The following is a 21,928-nucleotide window of genomic DNA, read 5'->3' on the forward strand; positions in this document are numbered from 1 at the left end:
GTCTGGGACAACCCGGCATCCGGCTCCACCATCTCCTGGGGGACGGACTACACCTGGGCCCCCCGCCCTCTCCGCTCCGTACAAACACCCCACAGAACCGTTTACCGGCCGTTTGCCCCTCACCGTGCGTGACAACCCCATGTTGCCGCACGTCACCGGCCTGATAGCGTCCCCGCCAACGGCCGACGAAGATTCCCGCCCGGTCCGCCAAACCCTCCCCCAGTGCCGAAAGCCTGGGAGGTACCCCGTTATCGCTGAGAGGTTGGAGCATGCCGGACGACGCCGCAGCAGCCCGCGCCGCCGCCGAAGAGGAGTCGGCCTTCGCGCACCCGCCGGTGGACCCCGACGTCACCTCCGCATACGGCGACCACCCCGACCAGGTGATCGACTTCTACGCCCCCCGGACCGACGACGCCACCCTCGCGCCCCTGGTCGTCGTCCTGCACGGCGGAGCCTGGCGCGCCCGCTACGACCGTCGTCACATCACCCCCTTCGCGGACTACCTGGCCCGTAGGGGCTTCGCCGTGGCCAACGTGGAGTACAGGCGGGGCGCCGCCCCCCAGATCCCCGGCCAGAACACGGGGTCCGGCACCGGAGCCCCGGCGCCTCTGGCCGGCCGCTGGCCCGACACCTTCGACGACGTGGCCGCCGCCCTCGACGCCCTCCCCGCCCTCCTCCGCGAAGCGCTCCCGCAGGCCGACCCCCGCCGCCTGGTCCTCACCGGCCACTCGGCGGGCGGCCACCTCGCCCTGTGGGCCGCGGCCCGTCACGTCCTGCCCGCCGACGCCCCTTGGCGCACGGACCGTCCGGCCCCCTTGCGCGGCGTGGTCGCGCTGGCCCCGATCGCGGACTTCACGATGGCGGAGAAGCTGGACGTCTGCGGCAACGCGGCCCTGCAACTCCTCGGCGGAGAAAAGCAGTTCGCCGAACGCCAGCCGTACGCCGACCCCGCGCTCCTCCTCCCGACGGGCATCGCGACGACCCTGGTCCAGGGGCGCACGGACCTGGAGGTACCGCAGGCGGTGGCCGAGGCGTACGCGGACGCGGCGGCGAAGGCGGGCGAGGTGGTGGGCCTGACCCTGCTGGAGGACGTCGGCCACTTCCCGCTGATCGATCCGGCGGCGGACGCGTGCGCGGTGGTGGCGGAGGAGATCGCCCAGCTGGCGTGGTGACGACGACCCGGTCATACCCGTAGTACCTGAGAGCTACGACGCACAACAGCTCCCTGGCGGGACGCCGATTACACCCACCGCTTTCTAACTTCCTTGTCGGACAAGCCCGATGGCCGGGCTCTCCGAAAGGAAGCCACCCATGGGGCAAGCACCGCCGACCGCCACCACGCCGCAGCCGCCGACGGTGAACGCGTCCCACGGAAGCCACCCGCACCCGACCGCCGAAGCCGCACGGGCGGTACGGGCGGTACGGCTGGGAAAACGGTTCCGGCCGAAGGCCGGGCGGCGATGGGGCCCGGTGCTCCTCGCGGCCGCCACGATCGCAGCCCTCACGGCCGCCGCCCACCCCCGGATCCCGGCCCCCGCCCCCGCCCGCCTGCCGGCCCCCACCCGCGCGACCCTCCCCTCGGTCTACGAAGCCAACCGTGCCAACGCCGCACAGGCCGCCCGGATGGCAGCCGCGCACGGCGACCCCCACCGCGCCGCAGCCGACCGCACCCTGGCCGCCCGAAACCTCCTCGCCTTCGACGGCCGGGGCCCCGGCCAGGCCACCGAGGTCCTCGGCGACCTCCTCCACGCCGACCGCGTCGCCGTCCTCGTCCCCGGCTCCGACACCTCACTGGACACCTACGCCCGCTTCCACAGAACGGCAGCGGCCCTCTACCAAGACCTCTCGCACCGCACCCGCCCCGGCACCCGCACCGCCGTCATCGCCTGGCTCGGCTACCGAACCCCGGGCACGGTCAGCACCACGGTGACCACGACCACCCGGGCCGACCAGGCGGCCCCCCGCCTCCGCGCCCTCGTACGGCAGGTGCACACCCTCGCCCCCACCGGCGCCCGCGTCTCCCTCCTCTGCCACTCCTACGGCTCGGTCGTCTGCGGCCGGGCCGCCCCCGGCCTGGACGTGGACGACATCGCCCTGATCGGCAGCCCCGGCACGGGCGCCGACTCGGCAGCCGGCCTGCACACCCGCGCCCGCATCTGGGCGGCCCGGGGCAGCGACGACTGGGTCGCCCACGTACCGCACGTCCGCGCCGGCCTCCTGTTCACCACCGTCGGCTTCGGCACCGACCCGGTCTCCCGCGCCTTCGGCGCCCACGTCTTCGACGCGGCCGGCGCCGACCACAGCGGCTACTTCACCCCGGGTTCGGTCTCCCTCGCCAACCTGGCCCGGATCTCCCTCGGCGAGACCTCGGAGGTGACCCGTGGCTGAGTCCGCCCTGAGCGCTCCGCGCCGCGCGCTGCACGCGATCCGTCACGGCGCCCACCGCGTGGACGCCGCCACCCCCGCCTCCCGCGACCGTGCAGTCGACGCGCTGCGGGCCTTGGCGATCCTCGGTGTCGTCCTCGGCCACTGGCTGGTCACGGCACTGGTCGCGCAGGACGGCGGCCTGCACACGGCGAGCCCGCTCCAGCACATGCCCTGGCTGGCGCCGATCTCCTGGATCTTCCAGACCCTGGCCGTGTTCTTCCTGGTGGGCGGCCATGTGGCGACCCGCAGTCTCGCCTCGGCCCGCGCCCGGGGCCTGACGTACCCCCAGTGGCTGGGCGCCCGCCTCTCCCGCCTCCTGCGACCGGTGACGGCCCTGCTGGCCCTGTGGACGGCGGCCGCAGCGGCCCTGCTCCTCACCGGCGCCCCGCCGACCACCGTCCACGCCCTCCTCAAACTCGCCCTGTCCCCCCTGTGGTTCCTGCTGGTCTTCGCCGCCCTGACGGCCGCCACCCCGCTCCTCACCCGCCTCAGCCCTCTCTGGCCCCTCGCCGTCGTGCTGCACGTGGACGTCCTGCGCTTCGGCCTGCACACGGGCCCGGACTGGCTCGGCTGGGTGAACCTGGCGGCGGGCTGGCTGGTCCCGTACACCCTGGGCGCGGCCTGGACCCGGGGCGAGCTGGACACCCGTCGCGCGGCCCGGGTCCTGCTCATCGGCGGTACGACGGCCACGGCGGGCCTCGTCGTCCTGGCGGGCTACCCGGCGTCCATGGTCGGCGTCCCGGGCGCGGCGGTCTCCAACCTCAACCCCCCGACCCTGGCCGCCGTCACCTTCGGCCTGGCCCAGTGCGGTCTGGCCCTCCTCCTGCGCGAACGCCTGCAGCGGGCGATGACCCGCCCGCTCGCCTGGTCGGCCATCACCTTGACGAACCTCTCGGCGATGACGATCTTCCTCTGGCACCAGACGGCGCTGATGGCCACGACGGCGACCGCCCTCCTGGCCGGCCGGCTGCCCGGCCTGCACACCCGCCCCGACTCCCTGACCTGGGTGGCGGCCCGCGTCGCCTGTCTCCCTCTCTTCGCCCTGACCCTGGTCCTCTTCCGGGCAGCCTTCCGTCACCACGAACAGGGCCCCCGCCGCCCCCGCAACCGCGCGTCCCGGCTCGTCCACCGCCACTCGCCCCGAACAAAGTCCCCGCACAGTGCCTAGAGTTGGCCGGGTGACACCCGAGCCCGCCGCCCGCGACAAACCCCGCATCCGTACCTGGCTCGGCGAGAACCCCTCACCCCAGTCACCCCCCTTCTCCAAGTACCGCTGGCTGCGCCTCCTCACCTACCTGATCACCGGTTACACGGCCCTCGCCCTGGGCCTCGGGGGAGGCGAGGAACTGTCGAACAGCTACGGCCTCACCACAGCCGTGGCCTTCCTCGCCGCCTTCCTCCAGGCCGCTGCCATGGTCCTCGCACTGTGGCGGCCCCTGCCGGCCCTGGCCGTCTCCCTGTCGGCCGCCGCCGTCACCGCCCTCCTCGCCCGCCCGCAGCTGGCGTCGGTGCACTCCGCCGGCCCCAACTGGCCCTGGACCACGCCCACTCTGCTCCCGCACATGGTGGTGCTCCTGCTCCTCGCCCTGCGCGTCCGCATCCGCGGCGCCCTGGCCGCGCTCGCCGGCACGATCCTGGTGACCTTCCTGCTGCAGGGCGTCATCGGCGCGCAGCGCTACTCCTCGACGGGCGTGATGGCCGTCGCCCTGTTCGCCGTCGCCGTTCTCATCGGCAGTGCCCTGCGCGGCCGCAGCGAGGCCCGTACCCAGCTGGTCGAGCAGACGACGATCACCGCCGAGGAGCGCGCCCGCCGCACCCTCCTGGAGGAGCGCAGCCGTATCGCCCGCGAGCTGCACGACGTGGTCGCGCACCACATGTCGGTGATCTCCATCCAGGCCCAGGTGGCGCCCCATCTGGTGGAGAACCCCTCGGAGGAGCTGAAGGAGAACCTCGCCGGGATCCGCAACAACGCCCTGGAGGCACTGACGGAGCTGCGCCGCGTCCTCGGCGTGCTGCGCTCCGAGTCCCCCGAGGAACCGGGTGCGGTCGGCGGCCCGTACCGGCCGGCGGCTCCCGGCACGGGCCCGGCGCCCGATGCCCCGCAGCCGGATCTCGGCCGGCTCGGCGCGCTGATCGATAACACGAGGGCGGCCGGTCTGGACGTCGTCACCGACTTCCGCGGCGAGTCGCGCCCCTACCCGCCGGGTGTGGAGCTGTCCGCGTACCGGATCGTGCAGGAGGCACTGAGCAACGCGCTGCGCCATGCCCCGGGTTCGACGGTCAAGGTGGAGGTCGAGCACCTCTGCGACGGCATCCTCCTGATCGTGACGAACTCCCGGCCCAGCCACCCGGTCCAGCCCTCGCCGGGCACCGGCCACGGTCTGCTGGGCATGCGGGAGCGCGCGGCGATGCTCGGCGGGCACGTCAGCGCGACCAGTACCTCGCAGGGCGGCTTCATGGTGACCGCGTTCCTGCCCAGGACGGGCACCCCCGACGGGTCCGAGCGGCCCCTGTCCCTGCCCCCACGGCTTCGGGACCCCGACCCGACGACAGGAGAAAAGACCTCATGACGAGCGGCGCCGGCACCATCCGTGTAGTCATCGCCGACGACCAGCAGATGGTCCGGCAGGGCTTCACCGTGCTGCTCAACACCAAGCCCGACATCGAGGTGATCGGGCAGGCCGTGGACGGTCTGGACGCGATCGCCAAGGTGGCGGAGCTGACCCCGGACGTGGTGCTGATGGACATCCGGATGCCCGAACTCGGCGGTATCGAGGCGACCCGTCGCATCACCGCCGCCCACCCGGGCATCAAGGTCCTGGTCCTCACCACCTTCGATCTGGACGAGTACGTGTACGAGGCACTGCGCGCAGGGGCCTCGGGGTTCCTCCTCAAGGACGCCTCCGCCGACCAGCTCGCCGAGGCGGTCCGGGTGGTGGCGGCGGGGGACGCGCTGCTCGCCCCGGGCATCACCCGTCGGCTGATCACCGAGTTCGCGCGCCTGGACGGCCCCCCGCGGACCCCGGCGAAGCAGCGCGTGGGCGGCCTGACCGAGCGGGAGACGGAGGTGCTGGCGCTGATCGCGCAGGGCCTGTCGAACGCGGAGATCGCGGAGCGGCTGGTGGTGGCCGAGCAGACCGTGAAGACGCACGTGGGCCGGATCCTGGTGAAGCTGGGGCTCAGGGACCGTACGCAGGCGGCGGTCTTCGCCTACGAGTCGGGGCTGGTGCGCCCGTCCGGATCCTGACCCCTGAGGGTTCCCGTAGTGGCCCGTAGTACCTGAGACGGATCCCCGAGGACCCCTCTCCGAGGGGACGACCGGGACCCCCTCCTCCGCCTACCGTGTGGCACGTGACCGAGACGACGCACACGCAGACGACACCGCCGGGCGGCGCCGCGAGGCCGCGCAGCCCCGAGTTCCGGCTCGCCGCGGACGCCCTGCGCGGGCTGCGGCAGGACCTGTTCCACGATGCCTTTGCCTACCGCCCGCTGCCCCGCAGGGAGGCCGGCGGCCGGCTCGCCCGCCGGTCCGGTCGCGTGAAGGAGTACGGGGCCTGGGCACCGCATGTGGCGGTGGCCGCCCTCGGGCTGCTGGCGATGCTGTTCGCCGTGGCGAGCTCGGAGGCCGGACTCCCGTCCGCGCTGTGCGGACTGCTGGCGCTGGGCCCGGTGCTGCTGACCCTGGCGCGTCCGGTGGGGGCGTTCTGGTGCTCGCTCGCCGCATCCACGGCCGCCGCCGTCGTCGGCGGCGCGGACGGCTGGAGCGACTGGCCGTGGCTGCCGGGCAGCTTCCTGTCCCACCTGGTCGTGCTCACGGTCGTCGCGCTGCGCACCCGCCCGCGCACGGCCGCCTGGATGTGGGCGCTGACCGCGGTCTACGGCTTCCTCGCCGGGAACGCCTTCGGCGGGGGCCACTACAACACCAACGTGGGTCCGATGCTGGTCGTCTCCGCTCTGCTTCTGCTGGTCGTCACCGTCCGGCAGATCCGCCGGGAGGCGGCGCAGGAGGTGTCGGCGCAGCAGACGGTGACCGCGGTGGAGCGGTCGCGGCGCACGCTGCTGGAGGAGCGCACGACCATCGCCCGTGAGCTGCACGACGTGGTCGCACACCACATGTCGGTGGTCGCCATCCAGGCGGAGGCCGCGCCCTACCGGGTGGAGAACCCGCCGCCGGAGCTGGAGAAGGCGTTCGCCACGATCCGGGAGAACGCGGTGGCGGCCCTGACGGAGCTGCGCCGGGTGCTGGGCGTGGTCCGCGCGGAGGACTACGAGGCGCCGGACGCCCCGCAGCCCACCCTCGCCGACCTGGACGGGCTGCTCGCCAATGTGCGGGAGACCGGGCTGGAGGCGGAGAAGGCGGTGACCGGGGCGGTGCGCGAACTGCCGCAGGGCGTCGAGCTGTCGGCGTACCGGATCGTGCAGGAGGCGCTGAGCAACACGCTGCGGCACGCTCCGGGGGCGGGCGCGCGGGTCGAGATCGGGTACGTTCTCGGCGGCCTGGGCCTGCGCATAGTCAACGGCGCGCCGCCCGCGTCGGCCCTGCTCAAGCCCTCGCCGGGTGCGGGGCACGGCATCACCGGGATGCGGGAGCGGGTCGCGATGCTGAACGGCGAGATGACGGCGGGCCCCACAGCCGACGGAGGGTACGAGGTGACGGTGTTCCTGCCGGTGCCGTTGGACACCGCGATCGAGGGTGAGGCATGACGATCCGCGTACTGATCGCGGACGACCAGATGATGGTGCGCGAGGGCTTCTCCGTCCTGCTGAACGCGATGCCGGACATCGAGGTCGTCGGTGAGGCGGTCAACGGCCGCGAGGCGGTCGAGCGGGTGCGGGAACTCGCGCCCGACGTCGTCCTGATGGACATCCGCATGCCGGAGCTGAACGGCATCGAGGCGACCCGGGAGATCGTCGCCGCGGACGCGGCGGCGAAGGTGCTGGTGCTGACCACGTTCGACCTGGACGAGTACGTGTATCAGGCGCTGCGGGCGGGCGCCTCCGGCTTTCTCCTGAAGGACGCCTCGGCACGTCAACTGGCGGACGGGGTCCGGGTGGTCGCCTCCGGTGAGGCGCTGCTCGCCCCCTCGGTGACCAGGCGGCTGATCACGGAGTTCTCGCGGCTGTCGGAAGCGCCGCGCATGATGCCCGCGGGGCAGGCGGCGTACGGGGACCTCACGGAGCGGGAGACCGAGGTGCTGGTCCTGATCGCGCAGGGCCTGTCGAACGCGGAGATCGCCGAGCGGCTGGTCGTGGCGGAGTCGACGATCAAGACCCATGTGAGCCGGATCCTGGTGAAGCTGGGGCTCAGGGACCGCACGCAGGCTGCGGTGTTCGCGTACGAGGCGAGGCTGGTGACACCCGGGTAGTGCGACGGAGGGCTTTTCCGCTGATCGTTTCTGCAGTGAATCCACTACGCCGGTCGGGTGAGCCGCCGTTTCAGAACCTGTCGGTGCACGGCGGGATCGCGCTACACCACCCCCATGATCAAGCACATGGAGCGCGGTATCACCGCGCTCGCCCTGGCCTCCCTGCCCCTGCTCGCCACGTCACTGCCCGTCCAGGCGGCTGCCTCCGCCGCGAGGATTCCCCAGTACTTCCAGATCACCTCCGCCATGAACGGCAAGTGCCTGGCGTCCAACGGCGACAACGTCGAGGTGCAGAGCTGCAACGGAAACGGCAGTCAGCTCTGGTACTGGGAGGGGAAGAAGCTGGTCAACGGCGCCGAGAAGCACTGTCTCGACGTCCGTAACGGCGAGGTCAACGCCCCGGCCCAGGTGGTCGGCGACTGCCACGGCCTCGCCAACCAGCGCTGGAACAAGGACGCCAGGACGGACACCGCCCGGCTGGTCACCGAGGTCAACAACCAGTGCCTCAGCATCCAGAACAGCGGCGACCCGAGCGAGCACGCGGGCATCAACGTCCGTAACTGCGGCAACAACACCTGGCAGTACTGGACCCTCCCCAACCAGCCCTGACCGAAGGTCGGTACAGGCTCGGAGCGATCCACGGGGCACCGGTCCCCGTGGATCACCGCGGGGATACCGGCCGCGCCGATCCGCCATGGACACCCCTGGTCAGAGCCGGGGACGTCGGGCTAGCGTCCGTGCATGGCAGCCTTTGACCCGTGGGACCCGGAGTTTCTCGCCGACCCGTACCCCGCTTACGCCGAGCTGCGCGCCCAGGGCCGCGTGCACCACTACGAGCCCACGAACCAGTGGCTGGTCCCGCATCACGCGGACGTCTCGGCGCTGCTGCGGGACCGGCGCCTGGGCCGCACCTATCAGCACCGGTTCACGCACGACGACTTCGGCCGGACCGCGCCGCCGCCGGAGCACGAGCCGTTCCACACCCTCAACGACCACGGCATGCTCGACCTGGAGCCGCCGGACCACACCCGGATCCGTCGGCTGGTGTCGAAGGCGTTCACCCCGCGCACGGTGGAGCGGCTGAAGCCGTACATCGACGGCTTCGCGGGCGACCTGGTCGCCCGGCTGGTCGCGAAGGGCGGCGGCGACCTGCTGACGGACGTCGCGGAACCGCTGCCGGTCGCCGTGATCGCCGAGATGCTGGGCATCCCGGAGTCGGACCGGGCCCAGCTGCGCCCCTGGTCGGCCGACATCTGCGGGATGTACGAGCTGAACCCGTCGCAGGACACGGCGGCGCGGGCGGTCCGGGCGTCGGTCGAGTTCTCCGACTACCTGCGGGAGCTGATCGCGGCCCGTCGCAAGGAGCCCGGGGAGGACCTGGTCTCCGGCCTGATCGCGGCACACGACGAGGGCGACCGCCTGACGGAACAGGAGATGATCTCCACGGCGGTGCTGCTGCTCAACGCCGGTCACGAGGCCACCGTCAACGCCACGGTGAACGGCTGGTGGTCCCTGTTCCGCAACCCGGCCCAGCTGGCGGCCCTCCGTGCGGACCACTCCCTGATCCCCTCGGCCGTCGAGGAGCTGATGCGCTACGACACCCCGCTCCAGCTCTTCGAACGCTGGGTCCTGGACGACATCGAGATCGACGGCACGACGATCCCCAGGGGCGCGGAGATCGCCATGCTCTTCGGCTCCGCCAACCACGACCCGTCCGTCTTCACCGACCCGACCCGCCTGGACCTCACCCGCAAGGACAACCCGCACATCTCCTTCAGTGCGGGCATCCACTACTGCATCGGCGCCCCACTGGCCCGCATCGAACTGGCGGCTTCGATGACGGCGCTGCTGGAGAAGGCCCCCACACTGAGCCTGACGGCAGAGCCGGAACGGAAGCCGAACTTCGTGATCCGGGGGCTGGAGGGGTTGAGTGTGGAAGTGGGGTGATCAGCCGGCCAGGTCCCGGCGCCGCAGCCCCGCCACCCCCGCGCCCACCAGTGCCGCCGCCAGCCCCAGCAGGACCAGCACCGGACCCCACTCCATCCCTTCGCCCGGCAGCTTCGGCAGGTGGCCGAACGGGGAGAGGCCCAGCACGAATTGCGGCGCGTCCAGGGCCGGGCCCACCCAGCCGATCAGCAGGACCGCCACGGCGATGCCCCAGGCGGCCGGTGCCAGTCGGGGGGCCTGCCCGTACAGCAGGACCGTCACCCCGCCGATCAGCCACACCGCCGGGAGCTGCACCAGGCAGGCCCCCAGGATCGGCCCTACCTCCTTGCCGTAGCCCACCGCGAAGCCCGCCCCCGCCAGCAGCATGATCAGCGCGGCCCCGCCGAAGGCGATCGTCAGGTGGCTCGCGGCCCAGCGCAGGCGCCCCACGGCGCAGGCCAGCACCGGTTCGGCGCGGCCCGACGTCTCCTCGCCGTGCAGGCGCAGGACCGAGGCCACGATGTACAGGGCCGCGATCAGGCCGAGCATGCCGACCATCGACGCGAGGAACGCGTCCGTGAGGCCGCTCCGGCCGCCCATCCGCTCGAAGATCTTCCGCGCGTTGTCGTTGTCGCGGACCAGATCGGCCGCGCCGTCCGTGAGACCGCCGTAGACGACCCCGGCGAGGAAGAAACCGAGGGACCAGCCGAGGACGCTGCCGCGTTGCAGACGCCAGGCCAGCGCGGCCGCCGTGCCGAGGCGGCCGGTGGGCGGGCCCGGGCGGGTGGGCAGGAAGCTCATGCCCAGGTCACGGCGGCCGGCCAACCCGTAGGCCACCGTCGCCTGGAGCGCCACGGCCCCCGCGAACAGCAGCAGCACCCACCAGCGTTCGTCCGCGAAGGAGCGCTGGTTCTCCAGCCAGCCCAGCGGGGAGAGCCAGGTCAGGACGGACGAGCCGTCGTTCGTCGCCGAGTCGCCCGCCGCGCGGAGGACGAAGGCCGCGCCGAGTACGGCCGCGGTCAGGCCACGGGCCAGCCGTGCGCTCTCCGTCAGCTGGGCGACGATCGCCGCCGTCGTGGCGAAGACCATGCCGACGCCCGCGAGGCCGAGGCCGAAGGACAGCGCGCCGGAGGCTCCCTGTGCGGACAGGCCCGCCGTGATCAGCAGGCCGAGTACGGCGTTGGCGACCCCGGCCGCCAGCAGCGCCGCCGTGAGGGAGGCCCGGCGGCCCACCATCCCGGACGCCACCAGCTCCTGCCGGCCGCTCTCCTCCTCGTCCCGGGTGTGCCGTACGACGACGAGCAGGCTGGTCACCGCCGCGAGCGCACCCGCGTACACACCGACGCGCCAGGCCGTCAGCCCGCCGAGCGAGGTGTCGAAGACCGGGCCGATCAGGGCCCGGAAGGAGGCGTTGGTCTCCAGCTGCCGCACCAGATCGGTGCGTTCGGCTGCGGTGCCGTAGAGGCTCTTCAGCGTGTTGGGCATGGAGAGGACCATCAGTGCGTTCACCGCCACCCAGACCGGGATCAGCACCCGGTCGCGGCGCAGCGCGAAGCGCAACAGGGTTACGGTGCCGGCGAGTTGGCGGCCGGACCTCGGTACCGCGAACGTCGTCATCGGGCCGCCACCTCGTCCCGGTAGTGCCGCAGGAACAGCTCCTCCAGCGTCGGCGGCGTCGACGTCAGCGACCGCACGCCCGACTCGCTCAACTGCCGCAGGACGGCGTCGAGTCGGTCGGTGTCGACCTGGAGGCGGACCCGGCGGCCCTGGATGTCGAGGTCGTGGACGCCGGGCAGGCGGGCCAGTCCGTTGGGCGGGCCCGCGAGTTCGGCGGAGACGCTGGTCCGGGTGAGGTGGCGCAGGTCGGCCAGCGAGCCGGACTCGACCGTACGGCCCGTGCGGATGATGCTCACCCGGTCGCACAGCTCCTCCACCTCGCTGAGGATGTGCGACGACAGCAGCACCGTGCGGCCCCGCTCCCGCTCCTCCCGGACGCAGCGCTGGAAGACCTCCTCCATCAGCGGGTCCAGGCCCGAGGTCGGCTCGTCCAGGATCAGCAGGTCCACGTCCGAGGCGAAGGCGGCGACCAGGGCGACCTTCTGCCGGTTGCCCTTGGAGTAGGTGCGGCCCTTCTTGGTGGGGTCCAGCTCGAAGCGCTCGACCAGCTCCGTCCGGCGACGGGCGTCGAGGCCCCCGCGCAGCCGGCCGTAGAGGTCGATGACCTCGCCGCCGGAGAGGTTGCGCCACAGGGTCACGTCGCCGGGCACGTAGGCGATGCGGCGGTGGATCTCCACCGCGTCGGTCCACGGGTCGCGGCCCAGCACCTGTGCCGCGCCCGCGTCGGCGCGCAGCAGGCCGAGCAGGACGCGGATGGCGGTCGACTTCCCGGCGCCGTTGGGCCCGAGGAAGCCGTGCACCTCGCCGGCCTCGACGTCCAGGTCGAGGCCGTCCAGCGCGTGGGTACGGCCGAAGGACTTGTGGAGTCCGGAGACCGTGATTGCCTTGGTCATGCCTCCGAACGTACGCTTCTTTCAGAAATTTGTGAAGTTAAGGAAGCGCATGAACCCCGGATAGGGTGAGGGGCATGACGGAGCCGAGTACTGAGCGGGACCCGGAGTCGGTCTCGCGGTTCGTGGAGCACTTCGCGGCGCAGCTCGTCGAGGCGGGCATGCCGCGCATGCCGTCCCGCGTCTTCGCCGCCCTGCTCGCCTCCGACACCGGCGCCCTGACCTCCGCCGAGCTGGGCGAACAGCTGAGGATCAGCCCCGCGGCCGTCTCCGGCGCCGTGCGCTACCTCGCGCAGGTCCACATGGTGTCGAGGGAGCGCGAGCCCGGCTCGCGCCGGGAGCGGTACCGCGTGCACAGCGACCAGTGGTACGAGGCGCTCACCAGCCGCGAGGCGATCATCAAGCGCTGGGAGGACGCCCTGAGGGAGGGCGTGGCCAGCCTGGGCGCCGGCACACCGGCCGGGCGCAGGCTGGCCGAGACCCTGGCCTTCTTCGAGTTCATCGAGCACGACGTGGCCGAGATGATGGAACGCTGGCAGGCGTACCGACAGGAGAGGTTCGGCCACTGACGCGGCTCGGTCGCCCGTACGTGGCTCAGCGTTCCTTCGTCTCCTCCAGCACCGTCCGCCCCAGCAGCGCGTACCGCTCGGGGGCGCGCCGCTTGAGGTACTGGGCGTAGCCGATGCCGCCGGCCGCGATCAGCGCGACCAGCCACGGCGTCGCCTTCAGGACCAGCGAGCCGGACTCCGGCCCGGCCGCCGCACCCATGTTGGACACCAGCAGGACGACCACCGCGAGCATCGCGATGCCGCCGATCAGCGGCGCAGCGGCGGTCTTGAACCAGTGCCGGCTCTCCGGGTGGTGCGTGCGGAAGTAGACCAGCACCGCGAACGAGCACACGGCCTGGACGACGAGGATCGCCATGGTGCCGAGGATGGCGAGCAGGACGTACGTGCCGCTGTACGGGTCCTTGCCCGCGGCCCAGAACGCGCCCACCAGCAGCCCGCTCACCACCGTCTGCACCAGGCCCGCGATGTGCGGGGAGCCGTGCCTGGCGTGGGTGCGGCCGATCGTGTTCTTCAGGGACGGCAGGACGCCCTCGCGGCCCAGGGCGTACATGTAGCGGGCGGCGCAGTTGTGGAAGGCCATGCCGCAGGCCAGCGAGCCGGTGATCATCAGCCACTGCATGACGTCGACCGCCCAGTGGCCGACGTAGCGCTCGGTGGGGTTGAAGAAGAGGCCCATCGGGTCCTTGGTCGCCACCTGAACGGCGCTGCCCGCGCCGGTGCCCGAGATGGCCATCCAGGAGACGAAGACGTAGAAGACGCCGACGCCCAGGACGCTGATCATCGTCGCCTTGGGGATGATTTTCTTCGGGTCGCGTGACTCCTCGCCGTACATCGCCGTCGACTCGAAGCCCACCCACGACCAGAAGGCGAAGAAGAGCCCGAGCCCGGCGGACGTGCCCTTGAAGGCGTTGACGGGGTTGACCGGCGCGAAGGTGAAGCCGTGCGGCCCGCCGCCGTGGAAGGCGACCGAGACGGCCATCGCGGCCAGCACCGTCACCTCCGTCGCCAGCAGCACCACCAGCAGCTTCTCGGCGACGCTCACCCCGAACCAGGTGCCCGTGGCGTTGATCGCCAGCATCAGGACCGCGAACGCCCACCAGGGCACGTCGAGCCCGGTCTGGTCCTTCAGCGTGGTCGTGGCGAAGGTGGAGAAGATCCCGATCAGCGCGGGCTCGAAGACGACGTACGCGAAGGTCGCGAGCAGTCCCGAGGCGAGGCCGACGGTGCGGCCGAGGCCGTAGGAGATGAAGCCGTAGAAGGCGCCCGTGGACGTGATGTGCTTGGCCATCGACGTGAAACCCACGGAAAAGATTGCCAGGACGACCATTGCAACGAGATAGCTTGCGGGCGCCCCGATGCCATTGCCGGACGACACCATGAAGGGCACGTTGCCGGTCATCGCGGTGATCGGCGCGGCCGTGGCCACGGCCATGAACACCACGCCGAGCAGGCCGACGGCGTTGGGTTTCAGCCGATGAACCGTTCCGTCGTCGTCCGTCTTCGCCGCCGGGGCGACGCCCTCGTCCACTGCCATCGGGTGGCCCCTTCCTGACCGTCACGCGCGGACGCACCGCGCCTTGATGGAGCAGGATGGTGGACGTCGAACCGGTCCCTCAAGGGGTCGGAACGGTTAAATATTTGTCACCAGACCTTTAGGGGGTCGCGGGAGGGCGCTACGGGACGGGCAGCGTCAGTGCCCAGGCGGCCTCGCGCACGGTCCAGGTCCGGCGTCGTACGGGCCCCGAGACCGCCGCGTCCGCCCGGTACCGGAAATCCCCGCCGGCCACGGTCACCGTGCGCCCGAAGGCCTGCAACGCGGTCGCCTCCGCGCCCAGCGACAGCGGCCGGACGTCCACCTGGGCAACCCCGCCGGCACCCGGCTTCACCGACACCGCCTCCACGGGCTGGTCCAGGTCCACGAGCGTCTCGCCGTCGATCTCCACCCGGAGCCGGCAGGGTCCCGGGGCCGGTACGGCGGTCAGACGGGCGGGGCGGGGCGCCAGGGTGCGGACCAGGGAGCGGTACCTCGTGCGCAGCCAGGGCCGCCCCTCAGGGACGCCCACCGGTACGGAGGGAACCTCCCGCAGGGGCGCCGGCGGGATGCCCAGCGCGCCCAGGACGACCCCGTCGCTCTCGTCCACCAGCAGGTCCAGGTGCCGCTCCGCGCCGTCCAGCACGGCCCGTGCGGCCGCCACCGCACCGGCCGGCACACCCAGGGACTCCGCCAGGGCCGTGCCCCCGACCGGCACCACCGACAGGGCGCATCCGGCCAGCTCTCGACGGCGGTGCAGCAGGGTCACCGCGCGGACCAGCGCCCGGTCGTCGCCGACCACGACCGGGCGCCGGGACCCTCGCCGGCCGAGCGCCCGGGCGAATTCCTCGGGCCCGTCCGGCAGACACACTTTGGTGGTCGCACCCGCGCTGAGCACGTCTTTCGCGATTCGGACGGACTCCCCGTCCGTCTGCCGGGCTGATGGATCGATGATCACCAGCAGCTGATCGGACGTCGCGAAAGTCGCCACCTCGGTCCTGCCTCGCTTCCTCGGGTAGCATCTTTGTGCAAGAGCCCCTTGCGCTATTGCGCCAGGGGCTTCGTCTATTCCGGGGCATCCGGTCCGACGGTTGTGCGACCAAAGGCGGTCGCGGTGGTACGCGGCGGTGAACCTTACGCCCAAGCCCCCGACCTTGGACATGCCCCGCCCGGAAGGGGTGTACGCGCGTGCCCGCACTTGTGCTGCTCGGTGCTCAGTGGGGTGACGAAGGTAAGGGGAAGGCGACCGACCTGCTCGGTGGCTCGGTGGATTATGTCGTGCGCTACCAGGGCGGCAACAACGCCGGCCACACGGTGGTAGTGGGCGACCAGAAGTACGCTCTCCACCTTCTCCCTTCCGGAATCCTCTCGCCCGGCTGTACGCCGGTCATCGGCAACGGTGTCGTCGTCGACCCGTCGGTCCTGCTCTCCGAGCTGAGCGGTCTGAACGAGCGTGGCGTAGACACGTCCAAGCTCCTGCTCAGCGGTAACGCGCACATCATCACGCCGTACAACGTGACCGTCGACAAGGTGACGGAACGCTTCCTCGGCAAGCGCAAGATCGGTACGACCGGCCGGGGCATCGGCCCGACCTACGCCGACAAGATCAACCGCGTCGGCATCCGGGTCCAGGACCTGTACGACGAGTCGATCCTGGAGCAGAAGGTCGAGGCGGCCCTCGACGTCAAGAACCAGCTGCTCACCAAGCTCTACAACCGGCGCGCCATCTCCGCCGGCCAGGTGGTCGAGGAGCTGCTGGGCTACGCGGAGCAGATCAAGCCGTACGTCACCGACACCGTCCTGGTCCTCAACCAGGCGCTGGAGGACGACAAGGTGGTCCTGTTCGAGGGCGGCCAGGGCACCCTCCTGGACATCGACCACGGCACGTACCCCTTCGTCACCTCCTCGAACCCGACCGCGGGCGGTGCCTGCACCGGCGCCGGCGTGGGCCCGACGAAGATCAGCCGGGTCATCGGCATCCTCAAGGCGTACACGACCCGTGTCGGCGCCGGTCCCTTCCCGACCGAGCTGTTCGACGCGGACGGCGAGGCGCTGCGCCGGATCGGCGGCGAGCGGGGCGTGACGACCGGCCGGGACCGCCGCTGCGGCTGGTTCGACGCGGTCATCGCCCGCTACGCGACCCGTGTGAACGGCCTGACCGACTTCTTCCTCACCAAGCTGGACGTGCTCACCGGCTGGGAGGAGATCCCGGTCTGCGTGGCGTACGAGATCGACGGCCAGCGCGTCGAGGAGCTGCCCTACTCGCAGAGCGACTTCCACCACGCGAAGCCGGTCTACGAGACCCTGCCGGGCTGGTCCGAGGACATCACCAAGGCGAAGTCCTTCGCCGACCTGCCGAAGAACGCCCAGAACTACGTCAAGGCGCTGGAGGAGATGTCCGGCGCCCCGATCTCCGCGATCGGCGTGGGTCCGGGCCGGGACGAGACGATCGAGATCAACTCGTTCCTGTAGGCCGCGGGCACCGCTCGCGCCGGGTCTCTGCCGCCCGCCGGTCCGCCCTCCGGGGCGTGATCGGCGGGCGGTTTCCGGTTGTGCGAGGTGCACAATCGGAGTATGAGCGTCCACCGGACCGCACTGTGCCGGGGGCCGTACGGCGGCGAAGGTGACCAGGCCGCCGGCACGGACTGCTCCGACCCCGCCGTCTTCGAGGTCGCCCGGTACGACAGGCCGCCGCTGCGGGTCTGCCCGGTCCACCTCGGGCCGTCGCTGCTGGTGGCGAGCAGAGTGCTGTGGCCGCCGGAGATCAAACTCATCGGCCGGCTCTGAGGCGCCAGGAGGCGCGTCACCCGTACGGCGGCCCTGGCGTGCAGCCGCTCGCCGCGACGGGAAGCCTAGGATCCGTCACTGGATGAGGGGGAAATATCCGCCTTTATGAAATATGGGCGGATCCACTCCATGACCGAAGGAGCCGGGATGTCGCAGCGCGTCGGCAGGACCCGTTGGCGACGCTTCGCAGTGGTTCTGGTGCCCGGCCTCGCGGCCTGCGCAGCCCTCGGCATCGCCATGGGACAGGGCGCACTGGCAGCGTCGTTCCTCATCTCCGGCAAGAGGTTCCAGGTCACCGCGGACACGCTGACCTCTCGCGGCCTCAGCAGCTACGGCATGGTGGACGTGACCAAAGAGGGCGAGCTCGTGCCCGTCCAGGTCGTCGGATCCCGGCATTCGACGATCAGTGGGCTGTGCCAGTCCGTGCTGATCGACGTTCCGGTGCTGGGTCCGCAGACACTGAGGATCACCGGCGGTGACGAACGCCCGGTCGAGGCGTCGAACCTGTTCCTCGACACGACGTTCCAGTCGGCCGGGCAGGCGGACTTCAGAAACTTCGACATGGGTATCGCGCAGGGGGAGATCACCAAGGGGCCGATCAATCCGGGCGACAGGCACTCGCGCTTCTTCGATCCCAGCGGCTTCGGGCAGCAGGCCACGTCGGTCACCCTGACCGACGTGCGCGTGATCGCGGTCGCGCTCACTGCCGGTACGTTCAACGTCCCCGGCCTGCGCGTGCGGGTCGAGCAGGGCCACCACGAATGCTTCTGATCCCGGGGCGGGACAGACCTGCCGAGCCCCGCCGCCCCCGCCCCCGCCTGCGCCGCACCGCGGCGCACGCCCGCCGCCGGTTCCGCACCTGGCGTGGTGAACGTCCCTTCTGGGCGGGGTTCTTCACCTTGGCGGCGGGGTTGCCCATCTTGTACTGGCCGTACGCGAACCTGGACATGGGCGCCGTTCCACTGGCCATGTCGACCACGTCCGGTGCCGGATCCCTGGTCATCGGAGTCCTGCTCATCGCCCTGGGGCTCACCCTCTGGTACCAACTGCACCTTCGCATGTTCGCCGGGATCGCCACGCTGCTGCTCGCCCTCGTCTCCTTCCCCGTCGCGAACTTCGGCGGCCTCTTCCTCGGCGTGTTCAGCGGCCTGATCGGCGGCGCCCTGGCCTGTTCCTGGATCCCGCCCACCGCCGACGAACCGCCGGCGGCGGAGGCGGACACCGGGTGACCCTGCTGACCCATCCTTGACTCGGACATGGCCTGTTCCTGGTTCCCGACACCGGCGGGCGCGAGCACGATCTACGCGGGTAGCCCCCGCACGGTACGCCCCCCTGCTCGCGTCAACTCCAGCCTCCCGGGAGCCTGTCATGCCCGCCCAGCCCCTCAACCGCCGCACCTTCCTGCAGAAGTCGGCCGTCACCGGCGCGGCCGTCGCCGCCGCGGGAGCGGTCGGTACCGGCAGCGCCGAGGCCGCGGAAGCCGGTCACCGGCCCGAAAAGGCGCCGCGCACCTGGTCGTTCTCCATCCTGGGGACCACCGACCTGCACAGCCACGTCTTCGACTGGGACTACTACAAGGACGCCCCCTACACCGACAAGGCGGGCAACTGCGCGGGCGTGGCCCGCGTGGCCACCCTGATCAAGCAGCAGCGCGAGGCCAAGGGCGAGGACCACGTCCTGCTCGTCGACGCCGGCGACATCATCCAGGGCACCTCCCTGGCCTACTACTTCGCCCGCGTCGACCCGATCACCGGCACCGACGGCAAGCGCGGCCCCAAGCACCCGATGGCCGTCGCCATGAACCACATGCGCTACGACGCCGCCGCCCTCGGCAACCACGAGTTCAACTACGGCATCGACACCCTGCGGAAGTTCGAGAGCCAGTGTCACTTCCCGCTGCTCGGCGCGAACGCCCTCGACGCGAAGACCCTGCGCCCCGCCTTCCACCCGTACACGGTGAAGCGGATCTGCGTGCCGGGCGCCCCGGACATCAAGGTCGGCATCCTCGGCCTCACCAACCCCGGTATCGCCCTGTGGGACAAGGACAACGTCAGCGGCAAGATGGTCTTCCCCGGGCTGGTCGAGCAGGCGAAGAAGTACGTGCCGCGGCTGCGGGCGCTCGGCTGTGACGTCGTCTTCCTGACCGACCACTCCGGCCTGGACGGCTCCTCCTCCTACGGCGACGCGCTCCCGTACGTGGAGAACGCCTCCAACCTCGTCGCCGAGCAGGTGCCCGGCATCGACGCGATCCTCGTCGGCCACACCCACGTCGAGGTCCCGTCGTACACCGTGAAGAACGCGGAGACCGGCGAGGAGGTCCTGCTCTCCGAGCCGTACTGCTGGGGGTTCCGCCTGAGCGTCTTCGACTTCGAGCTGGAACTGCACCACGGCCGGTGGAAGGTCACCAGCAAGACGGCCCAGACCCTCAACCCCAACACGGTGGACGAGGACCCGGAGGTCAAGAAGCTCCTGCAGGCCGATCACGAGCTGGTCGTGAAGTACGTCAACACCGCGGTCGGCACCTGCACCGCGGACCTCTCGGCGGCGGACTCCTGCTGGAAGGACGTGCCGATCATGGACTTCATCCACAAGGTGCAGATGGACACGGTGAAGTCGGGCCTGTCGACGGCGGACGCGGCGCTCCCGCTGATCTCGGTGGCGGCCCCCTTCAGCCGCACCGCGGACATCCCCCAGGGCAACGTCACCATCAAGGACATCGCCGGGCTCTACATCTACGACAACACCCTGTACGGCAAGAAGCTGACGGGCGCCCAGCTCAAGGCCTACCTGGAGTACGGGGCGAAGTACTACCACCAGGTCCCGGCCGGCACGAAGGTCGACACCGCGACCCTCACCAACGCCAACAACTTCTGGGACTACATGTACGACACGGCGGCGGGCGTCTCCTACGAGATCGACATCGCGCAGGCCGAGGGCTCCCGGATCAAGAACCTCACCTACAACGGCGCCCCGGTCGCCGACGACCAGGTCTTCGTCGTGGCGGTCAACAACTACCGGGCGAACGGCGGCTCGGGCTACCCGCACATCGCCTCGGCACCGATCGCCTACAGCTCGACCAACGAGATCCGCCAGCTGATGATCGACTACGTGACCGCCAAGAAGAGCCTCGACCCGGCGGACTTCGCCGTCACCAACTGGAAGCTGACCCAGGCCGGAACGCCGGTGTTCTGAGGAAGCCGACCCAGGCCCCCGGGGAGACGGTCACCCGGGGGCCGTCGGAGTTCTTGGAGTCCCGGATGAGGATGGAGTGGGGGCAGGGGGCTACTTCGACGCAATCGCCGCCACTGCTGCCGCTGTACGAGGATTTGTTCCAGGTGTAGGCGGTTTCGATGCAATCGCCGCCGCTGGCATTGCTGTAGCTCGACTTGAACCACTGCAAGGTGCTCGTCATATCCGCTCTTCTCCTGCCAACTTCCGGATCAGGTTTAGCGAGTCGTCCGGGCTCAGAGCCTGTGTGCGGATCTTCGCATACCGGTGATTGAGGAGTGCGACCTTTGCGGGGTCGCTGACCAGGAGGCTTTCTTCCTCGACTTCCAGGTAGACCACGCGATGGTGTTCCTTGGTCTCTACCAGCACCATGTCGCCGTGGGCTCCCGCATGACCTCCCCTCAACCCCCTTTCCATCGGGACGACTTGGATGCTGACATTGTCCCTCTCTGCGTCCTCCGTCAGAGACTGCAATTGCCCTTGCAGCACCTCCCGGCTACCAAACGGACGACGCAGCGCCGACTCGTCGAGGATCAGCTCGATCATGGCCGGAGGATCTCTGTGTAACAGGGCCCGCCGGGCGATCCGTGCCTCCACCAGCTCGTCCACCTTTGCGTCGGGGAGCCTGGGAAACCCTCCGCCGATCAGCGCCCTCGCATACTCCGGCGTCTGGAACAGGCCTGCGACCTGGTAGGTCTGATACGACGACAACGTCACCGCCTCCGCCTCCATCAACGCGAAGTTCTTGAACTGCGGCGGGTACTTGTCCAGCAGCATGAACTTCCGTGCCTTCTCGAAGACCCCCAGCCCACCCCCGATCTGTTCCTCCAACGACACGAGCATCTTGTCGCTGGCGGGCTGCGCACAAGTCTCCATCGCGCTGATTGCGGACCCCGTGTAGCCGATCCGCTTGCCCAACTCGTCCTGCGTGAGCTTCTGCTGCTCACGCAACGCTTTCGCCAGGGCGGCGACGAGATGTGCCGTGCCGCCCGCCTCCACCTTGTTCTCCGCCCGCGCCATGCGGTCACCCCCGGACTCAACCGAACTCAACCGGTCATCGGCACACTCCGGCGACTCTCGACCGTCCGGAGAGGTCGACGGAGAGTTATGGAAGAAGGTAACGGCCGCCACTGACACTGGTCCCATGAATACGCAAAGTCACCCCACCCATGAATGGATTCCCGCCACAGGCGTCCAACTCCGCAAGGCAGGGGTCCAATTCGACGCCGTTCGGCTCGACGGGGACCGAGGGCGCGAGATCGCCGACGGGCTCGCGCGGATGACCGGGGGTGATCCGGGGCCGGTGGTCGAGTCCGGCAGCGGGCGCAGATGTGTCTACTTCCTCGTGGCGGCCGGAAGTACCTCCCATCACACCTGGCCGGATCACGTGACCCGGCTGACGAGCGGGCCGTACCGGATCTGCTACATCCCGGTGCCCGCGCTGGAGGGACAGACCTGGCCGCTGGCGTGGCGTTATCCGCCCACGGCGCCCGGTCGTCTCGTCCACACGCTGCTGCTGCGCACCGCGCTCCAGGAGGAGTCCTGTCCCTAACTGCCATGATATTGCCGCCAGTTTGCGGCATTGCC

Annotated in this window: 21 protein-coding genes and 1 pseudogene; 16 read left to right on the top strand and 6 right to left on the bottom strand. The window is 70.8% G+C overall.

Annotated elements, in window-relative coordinates; translation table 11 throughout:
- Nucleotides 1-269: 269 nt before the first annotated feature.
- From ABZ471_RS28995 to ABZ471_RS29035, 9 genes are all read left to right on the top strand, one after another.
- The gene (locus ABZ471_RS28995; protein ID WP_359070404.1) at nucleotides 270-1,172 is read left to right on the top strand and encodes an alpha/beta hydrolase; all 903 of its coding nucleotides are present in this window, start codon (nucleotides 270-272) and stop codon (nucleotides 1,170-1,172) included.
- A gap of 139 nt (nucleotides 1,173-1,311) precedes the next feature.
- Nucleotides 1,312-2,388, top strand: a complete 1,077-nt coding sequence (locus tag ABZ471_RS29000; protein ID WP_359070406.1) for an alpha/beta hydrolase — start codon at nucleotides 1,312-1,314, stop codon at nucleotides 2,386-2,388.
- Nucleotides 2,381-3,595: an acyltransferase gene (locus ABZ471_RS29005; RefSeq protein WP_359070408.1), complete on the top strand. Its 1,215-nt coding sequence runs from the start codon at nucleotides 2,381-2,383 to the stop codon at nucleotides 3,593-3,595. Before ABZ471_RS29000 ends, ABZ471_RS29005 begins: the two co-directional genes overlap by 8 nt.
- Nucleotides 3,596-3,605: 10 nt before the next feature.
- A complete protein-coding gene (locus ABZ471_RS29010; RefSeq protein ID WP_359070410.1) occupies nucleotides 3,606-4,997 on the top strand; it encodes a sensor histidine kinase in 1,392 nt (463 codons plus the stop codon).
- Nucleotides 4,994-5,674 (top strand): response regulator transcription factor, encoded by a 681-nt coding sequence (locus ABZ471_RS29015; protein WP_359070412.1) that lies wholly within the window; start codon nucleotides 4,994-4,996, stop codon nucleotides 5,672-5,674. Before ABZ471_RS29010 ends, ABZ471_RS29015 begins: the two co-directional genes overlap by 4 nt.
- Before the next feature lie 104 nt (nucleotides 5,675-5,778).
- Nucleotides 5,779-7,131, top strand: a complete 1,353-nt coding sequence (locus ABZ471_RS29020; RefSeq protein ID WP_359070414.1) for a histidine kinase — start codon at nucleotides 5,779-5,781, stop codon at nucleotides 7,129-7,131.
- Nucleotides 7,128-7,793, top strand: coding sequence for a response regulator transcription factor (locus tag ABZ471_RS29025; protein ID WP_359070416.1), 666 nt, complete (start codon nucleotides 7,128-7,130; stop codon nucleotides 7,791-7,793). The genes ABZ471_RS29020 and ABZ471_RS29025 overlap by 4 nt, the downstream gene beginning before the upstream one ends.
- A 114-nt stretch (nucleotides 7,794-7,907) precedes the next feature.
- Complete coding sequence (locus ABZ471_RS29030; RefSeq protein ID WP_359070418.1) at nucleotides 7,908-8,402, top strand: RICIN domain-containing protein; 495 nt, start codon at nucleotides 7,908-7,910, stop codon at nucleotides 8,400-8,402.
- A 132-nt stretch (nucleotides 8,403-8,534) separates the two neighbouring features.
- Nucleotides 8,535-9,740, top strand: coding sequence for a cytochrome P450 (locus tag ABZ471_RS29035; RefSeq protein WP_359070420.1), 1,206 nt, complete (start codon nucleotides 8,535-8,537; stop codon nucleotides 9,738-9,740).
- Here ABZ471_RS29035 and ABZ471_RS29040 read toward each other — a convergent pair whose 3' ends face one another.
- Together ABZ471_RS29040 and ABZ471_RS29045 are read right to left on the bottom strand one after the other, a co-directional pair.
- Nucleotides 9,741-11,336 (bottom strand): ABC transporter permease, encoded by a 1,596-nt coding sequence (locus ABZ471_RS29040; RefSeq protein WP_359070422.1) that lies wholly within the window; start codon nucleotides 11,334-11,336, stop codon nucleotides 9,741-9,743.
- Nucleotides 11,333-12,229 (bottom strand): ABC transporter ATP-binding protein, encoded by an 897-nt coding sequence (locus tag ABZ471_RS29045; RefSeq protein ID WP_359070423.1) that lies wholly within the window; start codon nucleotides 12,227-12,229, stop codon nucleotides 11,333-11,335. The genes ABZ471_RS29040 and ABZ471_RS29045 overlap by 4 nt, the downstream gene beginning before the upstream one ends.
- Before the next feature lie 74 nt (nucleotides 12,230-12,303).
- Between ABZ471_RS29045 and ABZ471_RS29050 the strand changes: the two genes are divergently transcribed.
- Entirely contained in the window at nucleotides 12,304-12,795 is a 492-nt protein-coding gene (locus ABZ471_RS29050; protein ID WP_359070425.1) for a MarR family transcriptional regulator, read from the top strand.
- Nucleotides 12,796-12,820: 25 nt separating this feature from the next.
- Here the strand turns inward: ABZ471_RS29050 and ABZ471_RS29055 are convergent, their stop codons facing one another.
- Both ABZ471_RS29055 and ABZ471_RS29060 read right to left on the bottom strand, forming a co-directional pair.
- Complete coding sequence (locus tag ABZ471_RS29055) at nucleotides 12,821-14,329, bottom strand: APC family permease (protein ID WP_359070427.1); 1,509 nt, start codon at nucleotides 14,327-14,329, stop codon at nucleotides 12,821-12,823.
- 139 nt (nucleotides 14,330-14,468) lie between these two features.
- Nucleotides 14,469-15,317: a diacylglycerol kinase gene (locus ABZ471_RS29060; protein ID WP_359070429.1), complete on the bottom strand. Its 849-nt coding sequence runs from the start codon at nucleotides 15,315-15,317 to the stop codon at nucleotides 14,469-14,471.
- A 197-nt stretch (nucleotides 15,318-15,514) separates the two neighbouring features.
- Between ABZ471_RS29060 and ABZ471_RS29065 the strand changes: the two genes are divergently transcribed.
- The 5 genes and pseudogenes from ABZ471_RS29065 to ABZ471_RS29085 all read left to right on the top strand — a co-directional run bounded on the left by ABZ471_RS29065 (nucleotide 15,515) and on the right by ABZ471_RS29085 (nucleotide 20,305).
- Nucleotides 15,515-16,798, top strand: coding sequence for an adenylosuccinate synthase (locus tag ABZ471_RS29065; RefSeq protein ID WP_359070431.1), 1,284 nt, complete (start codon nucleotides 15,515-15,517; stop codon nucleotides 16,796-16,798).
- Between the two features lie 102 nt (nucleotides 16,799-16,900).
- Nucleotides 16,901-17,113: a hypothetical protein gene (locus tag ABZ471_RS29070; RefSeq protein WP_359070433.1), complete on the top strand. Its 213-nt coding sequence runs from the start codon at nucleotides 16,901-16,903 to the stop codon at nucleotides 17,111-17,113.
- A gap of 198 nt (nucleotides 17,114-17,311) precedes the next feature.
- On the top strand, nucleotides 17,312-17,884 hold the full coding sequence (locus tag ABZ471_RS29075) for a DUF6230 family protein (RefSeq protein ID WP_359070434.1): 573 nt from the start codon (nucleotides 17,312-17,314) through the stop codon (nucleotides 17,882-17,884).
- Nucleotides 17,885-17,931: 47 nt separating this feature from the next.
- A pseudogene (locus tag ABZ471_RS29080) lies at nucleotides 17,932-18,297 on the top strand (DUF6114 domain-containing protein); the annotation flags it as partial.
- A 184-nt stretch (nucleotides 18,298-18,481) separates the two neighbouring features.
- Nucleotides 18,482-20,305, top strand: a complete 1,824-nt coding sequence (locus ABZ471_RS29085) for a 5'-nucleotidase C-terminal domain-containing protein (protein ID WP_359070436.1) — start codon at nucleotides 18,482-18,484, stop codon at nucleotides 20,303-20,305.
- On the opposite strand, the gene ABZ471_RS29090 is transcribed toward ABZ471_RS29085, so the two are convergent.
- Nucleotides 20,262-20,525: a DUF397 domain-containing protein gene (locus ABZ471_RS29090; protein WP_359070438.1), complete on the bottom strand. Its 264-nt coding sequence runs from the start codon at nucleotides 20,523-20,525 to the stop codon at nucleotides 20,262-20,264. The two genes, ABZ471_RS29085 and ABZ471_RS29090, sit on opposite strands and share 44 nt — an antisense overlap.
- On the bottom strand, nucleotides 20,522-21,361 hold the full coding sequence (locus ABZ471_RS29095) for a helix-turn-helix transcriptional regulator (RefSeq protein WP_359070439.1): 840 nt from the start codon (nucleotides 21,359-21,361) through the stop codon (nucleotides 20,522-20,524). Before ABZ471_RS29095 ends, ABZ471_RS29090 begins: the two co-directional genes overlap by 4 nt.
- Nucleotides 21,362-21,485: 124 nt before the next feature.
- Here ABZ471_RS29095 and ABZ471_RS29100 point away from each other — a divergent pair, with 124 nt between their 5' ends.
- Complete coding sequence (locus ABZ471_RS29100) at nucleotides 21,486-21,893, top strand: hypothetical protein (RefSeq protein ID WP_359070441.1); 408 nt, start codon at nucleotides 21,486-21,488, stop codon at nucleotides 21,891-21,893.
- Nucleotides 21,894-21,928: the final 35 nt, after the last annotated feature.

Origin of the sequence: Streptomyces sp. NPDC005728 (genome assembly GCF_040630895.1) — a bacterium.
In the GTDB taxonomy this organism is placed as follows: domain Bacteria; phylum Actinomycetota; class Actinomycetes; order Streptomycetales; family Streptomycetaceae; genus Streptomyces.

What these genes read in the sequence shown, in the direction of transcription:
- ABZ471_RS29040 (WP_359070422.1), bottom strand. Translation starts at nt 11,336, where the DNA reads ATGACGACGTTCGCGGTACCGAGGTCCGGCCGCCAACTCGCCGGCACC.
- ABZ471_RS29035 (WP_359070420.1), top strand. Translation starts at nt 8,535, where the DNA reads ATGGCAGCCTTTGACCCGTGGGACCCGGAGTTTCTCGCCGACCCGTAC.
- ABZ471_RS29030 (WP_359070418.1), top strand. Translation starts at nt 7,908, where the DNA reads ATGATCAAGCACATGGAGCGCGGTATCACCGCGCTCGCCCTGGCCTCC.
- ABZ471_RS28995 (WP_359070404.1), top strand. Translation starts at nt 270, where the DNA reads ATGCCGGACGACGCCGCAGCAGCCCGCGCCGCCGCCGAAGAGGAGTCG.
- ABZ471_RS29085 (WP_359070436.1), top strand. Translation starts at nt 18,482, where the DNA reads ATGCCCGCCCAGCCCCTCAACCGCCGCACCTTCCTGCAGAAGTCGGCC.
- ABZ471_RS29025 (WP_359070416.1), top strand. Translation starts at nt 7,128, where the DNA reads ATGACGATCCGCGTACTGATCGCGGACGACCAGATGATGGTGCGCGAG.
- ABZ471_RS29045 (WP_359070423.1), bottom strand. Translation starts at nt 12,229, where the DNA reads ATGACCAAGGCAATCACGGTCTCCGGACTCCACAAGTCCTTCGGCCGT.
- ABZ471_RS29050 (WP_359070425.1), top strand. Translation starts at nt 12,304, where the DNA reads ATGACGGAGCCGAGTACTGAGCGGGACCCGGAGTCGGTCTCGCGGTTC.
- ABZ471_RS29015 (WP_359070412.1), top strand. Translation starts at nt 4,994, where the DNA reads ATGACGAGCGGCGCCGGCACCATCCGTGTAGTCATCGCCGACGACCAG.
- ABZ471_RS29055 (WP_359070427.1), bottom strand. Translation starts at nt 14,329, where the DNA reads ATGGCAGTGGACGAGGGCGTCGCCCCGGCGGCGAAGACGGACGACGAC.
- ABZ471_RS29070 (WP_359070433.1), top strand. Translation starts at nt 16,901, where the DNA reads ATGAGCGTCCACCGGACCGCACTGTGCCGGGGGCCGTACGGCGGCGAA.
- ABZ471_RS29095 (WP_359070439.1), bottom strand. Translation starts at nt 21,361, where the DNA reads ATGGCGCGGGCGGAGAACAAGGTGGAGGCGGGCGGCACGGCACATCTC.
- ABZ471_RS29090 (WP_359070438.1), bottom strand. Translation starts at nt 20,525, where the DNA reads ATGACGAGCACCTTGCAGTGGTTCAAGTCGAGCTACAGCAATGCCAGC.
- ABZ471_RS29100 (WP_359070441.1), top strand. Translation starts at nt 21,486, where the DNA reads ATGAATACGCAAAGTCACCCCACCCATGAATGGATTCCCGCCACAGGC.
- ABZ471_RS29000 (WP_359070406.1), top strand. Translation starts at nt 1,312, where the DNA reads ATGGGGCAAGCACCGCCGACCGCCACCACGCCGCAGCCGCCGACGGTG.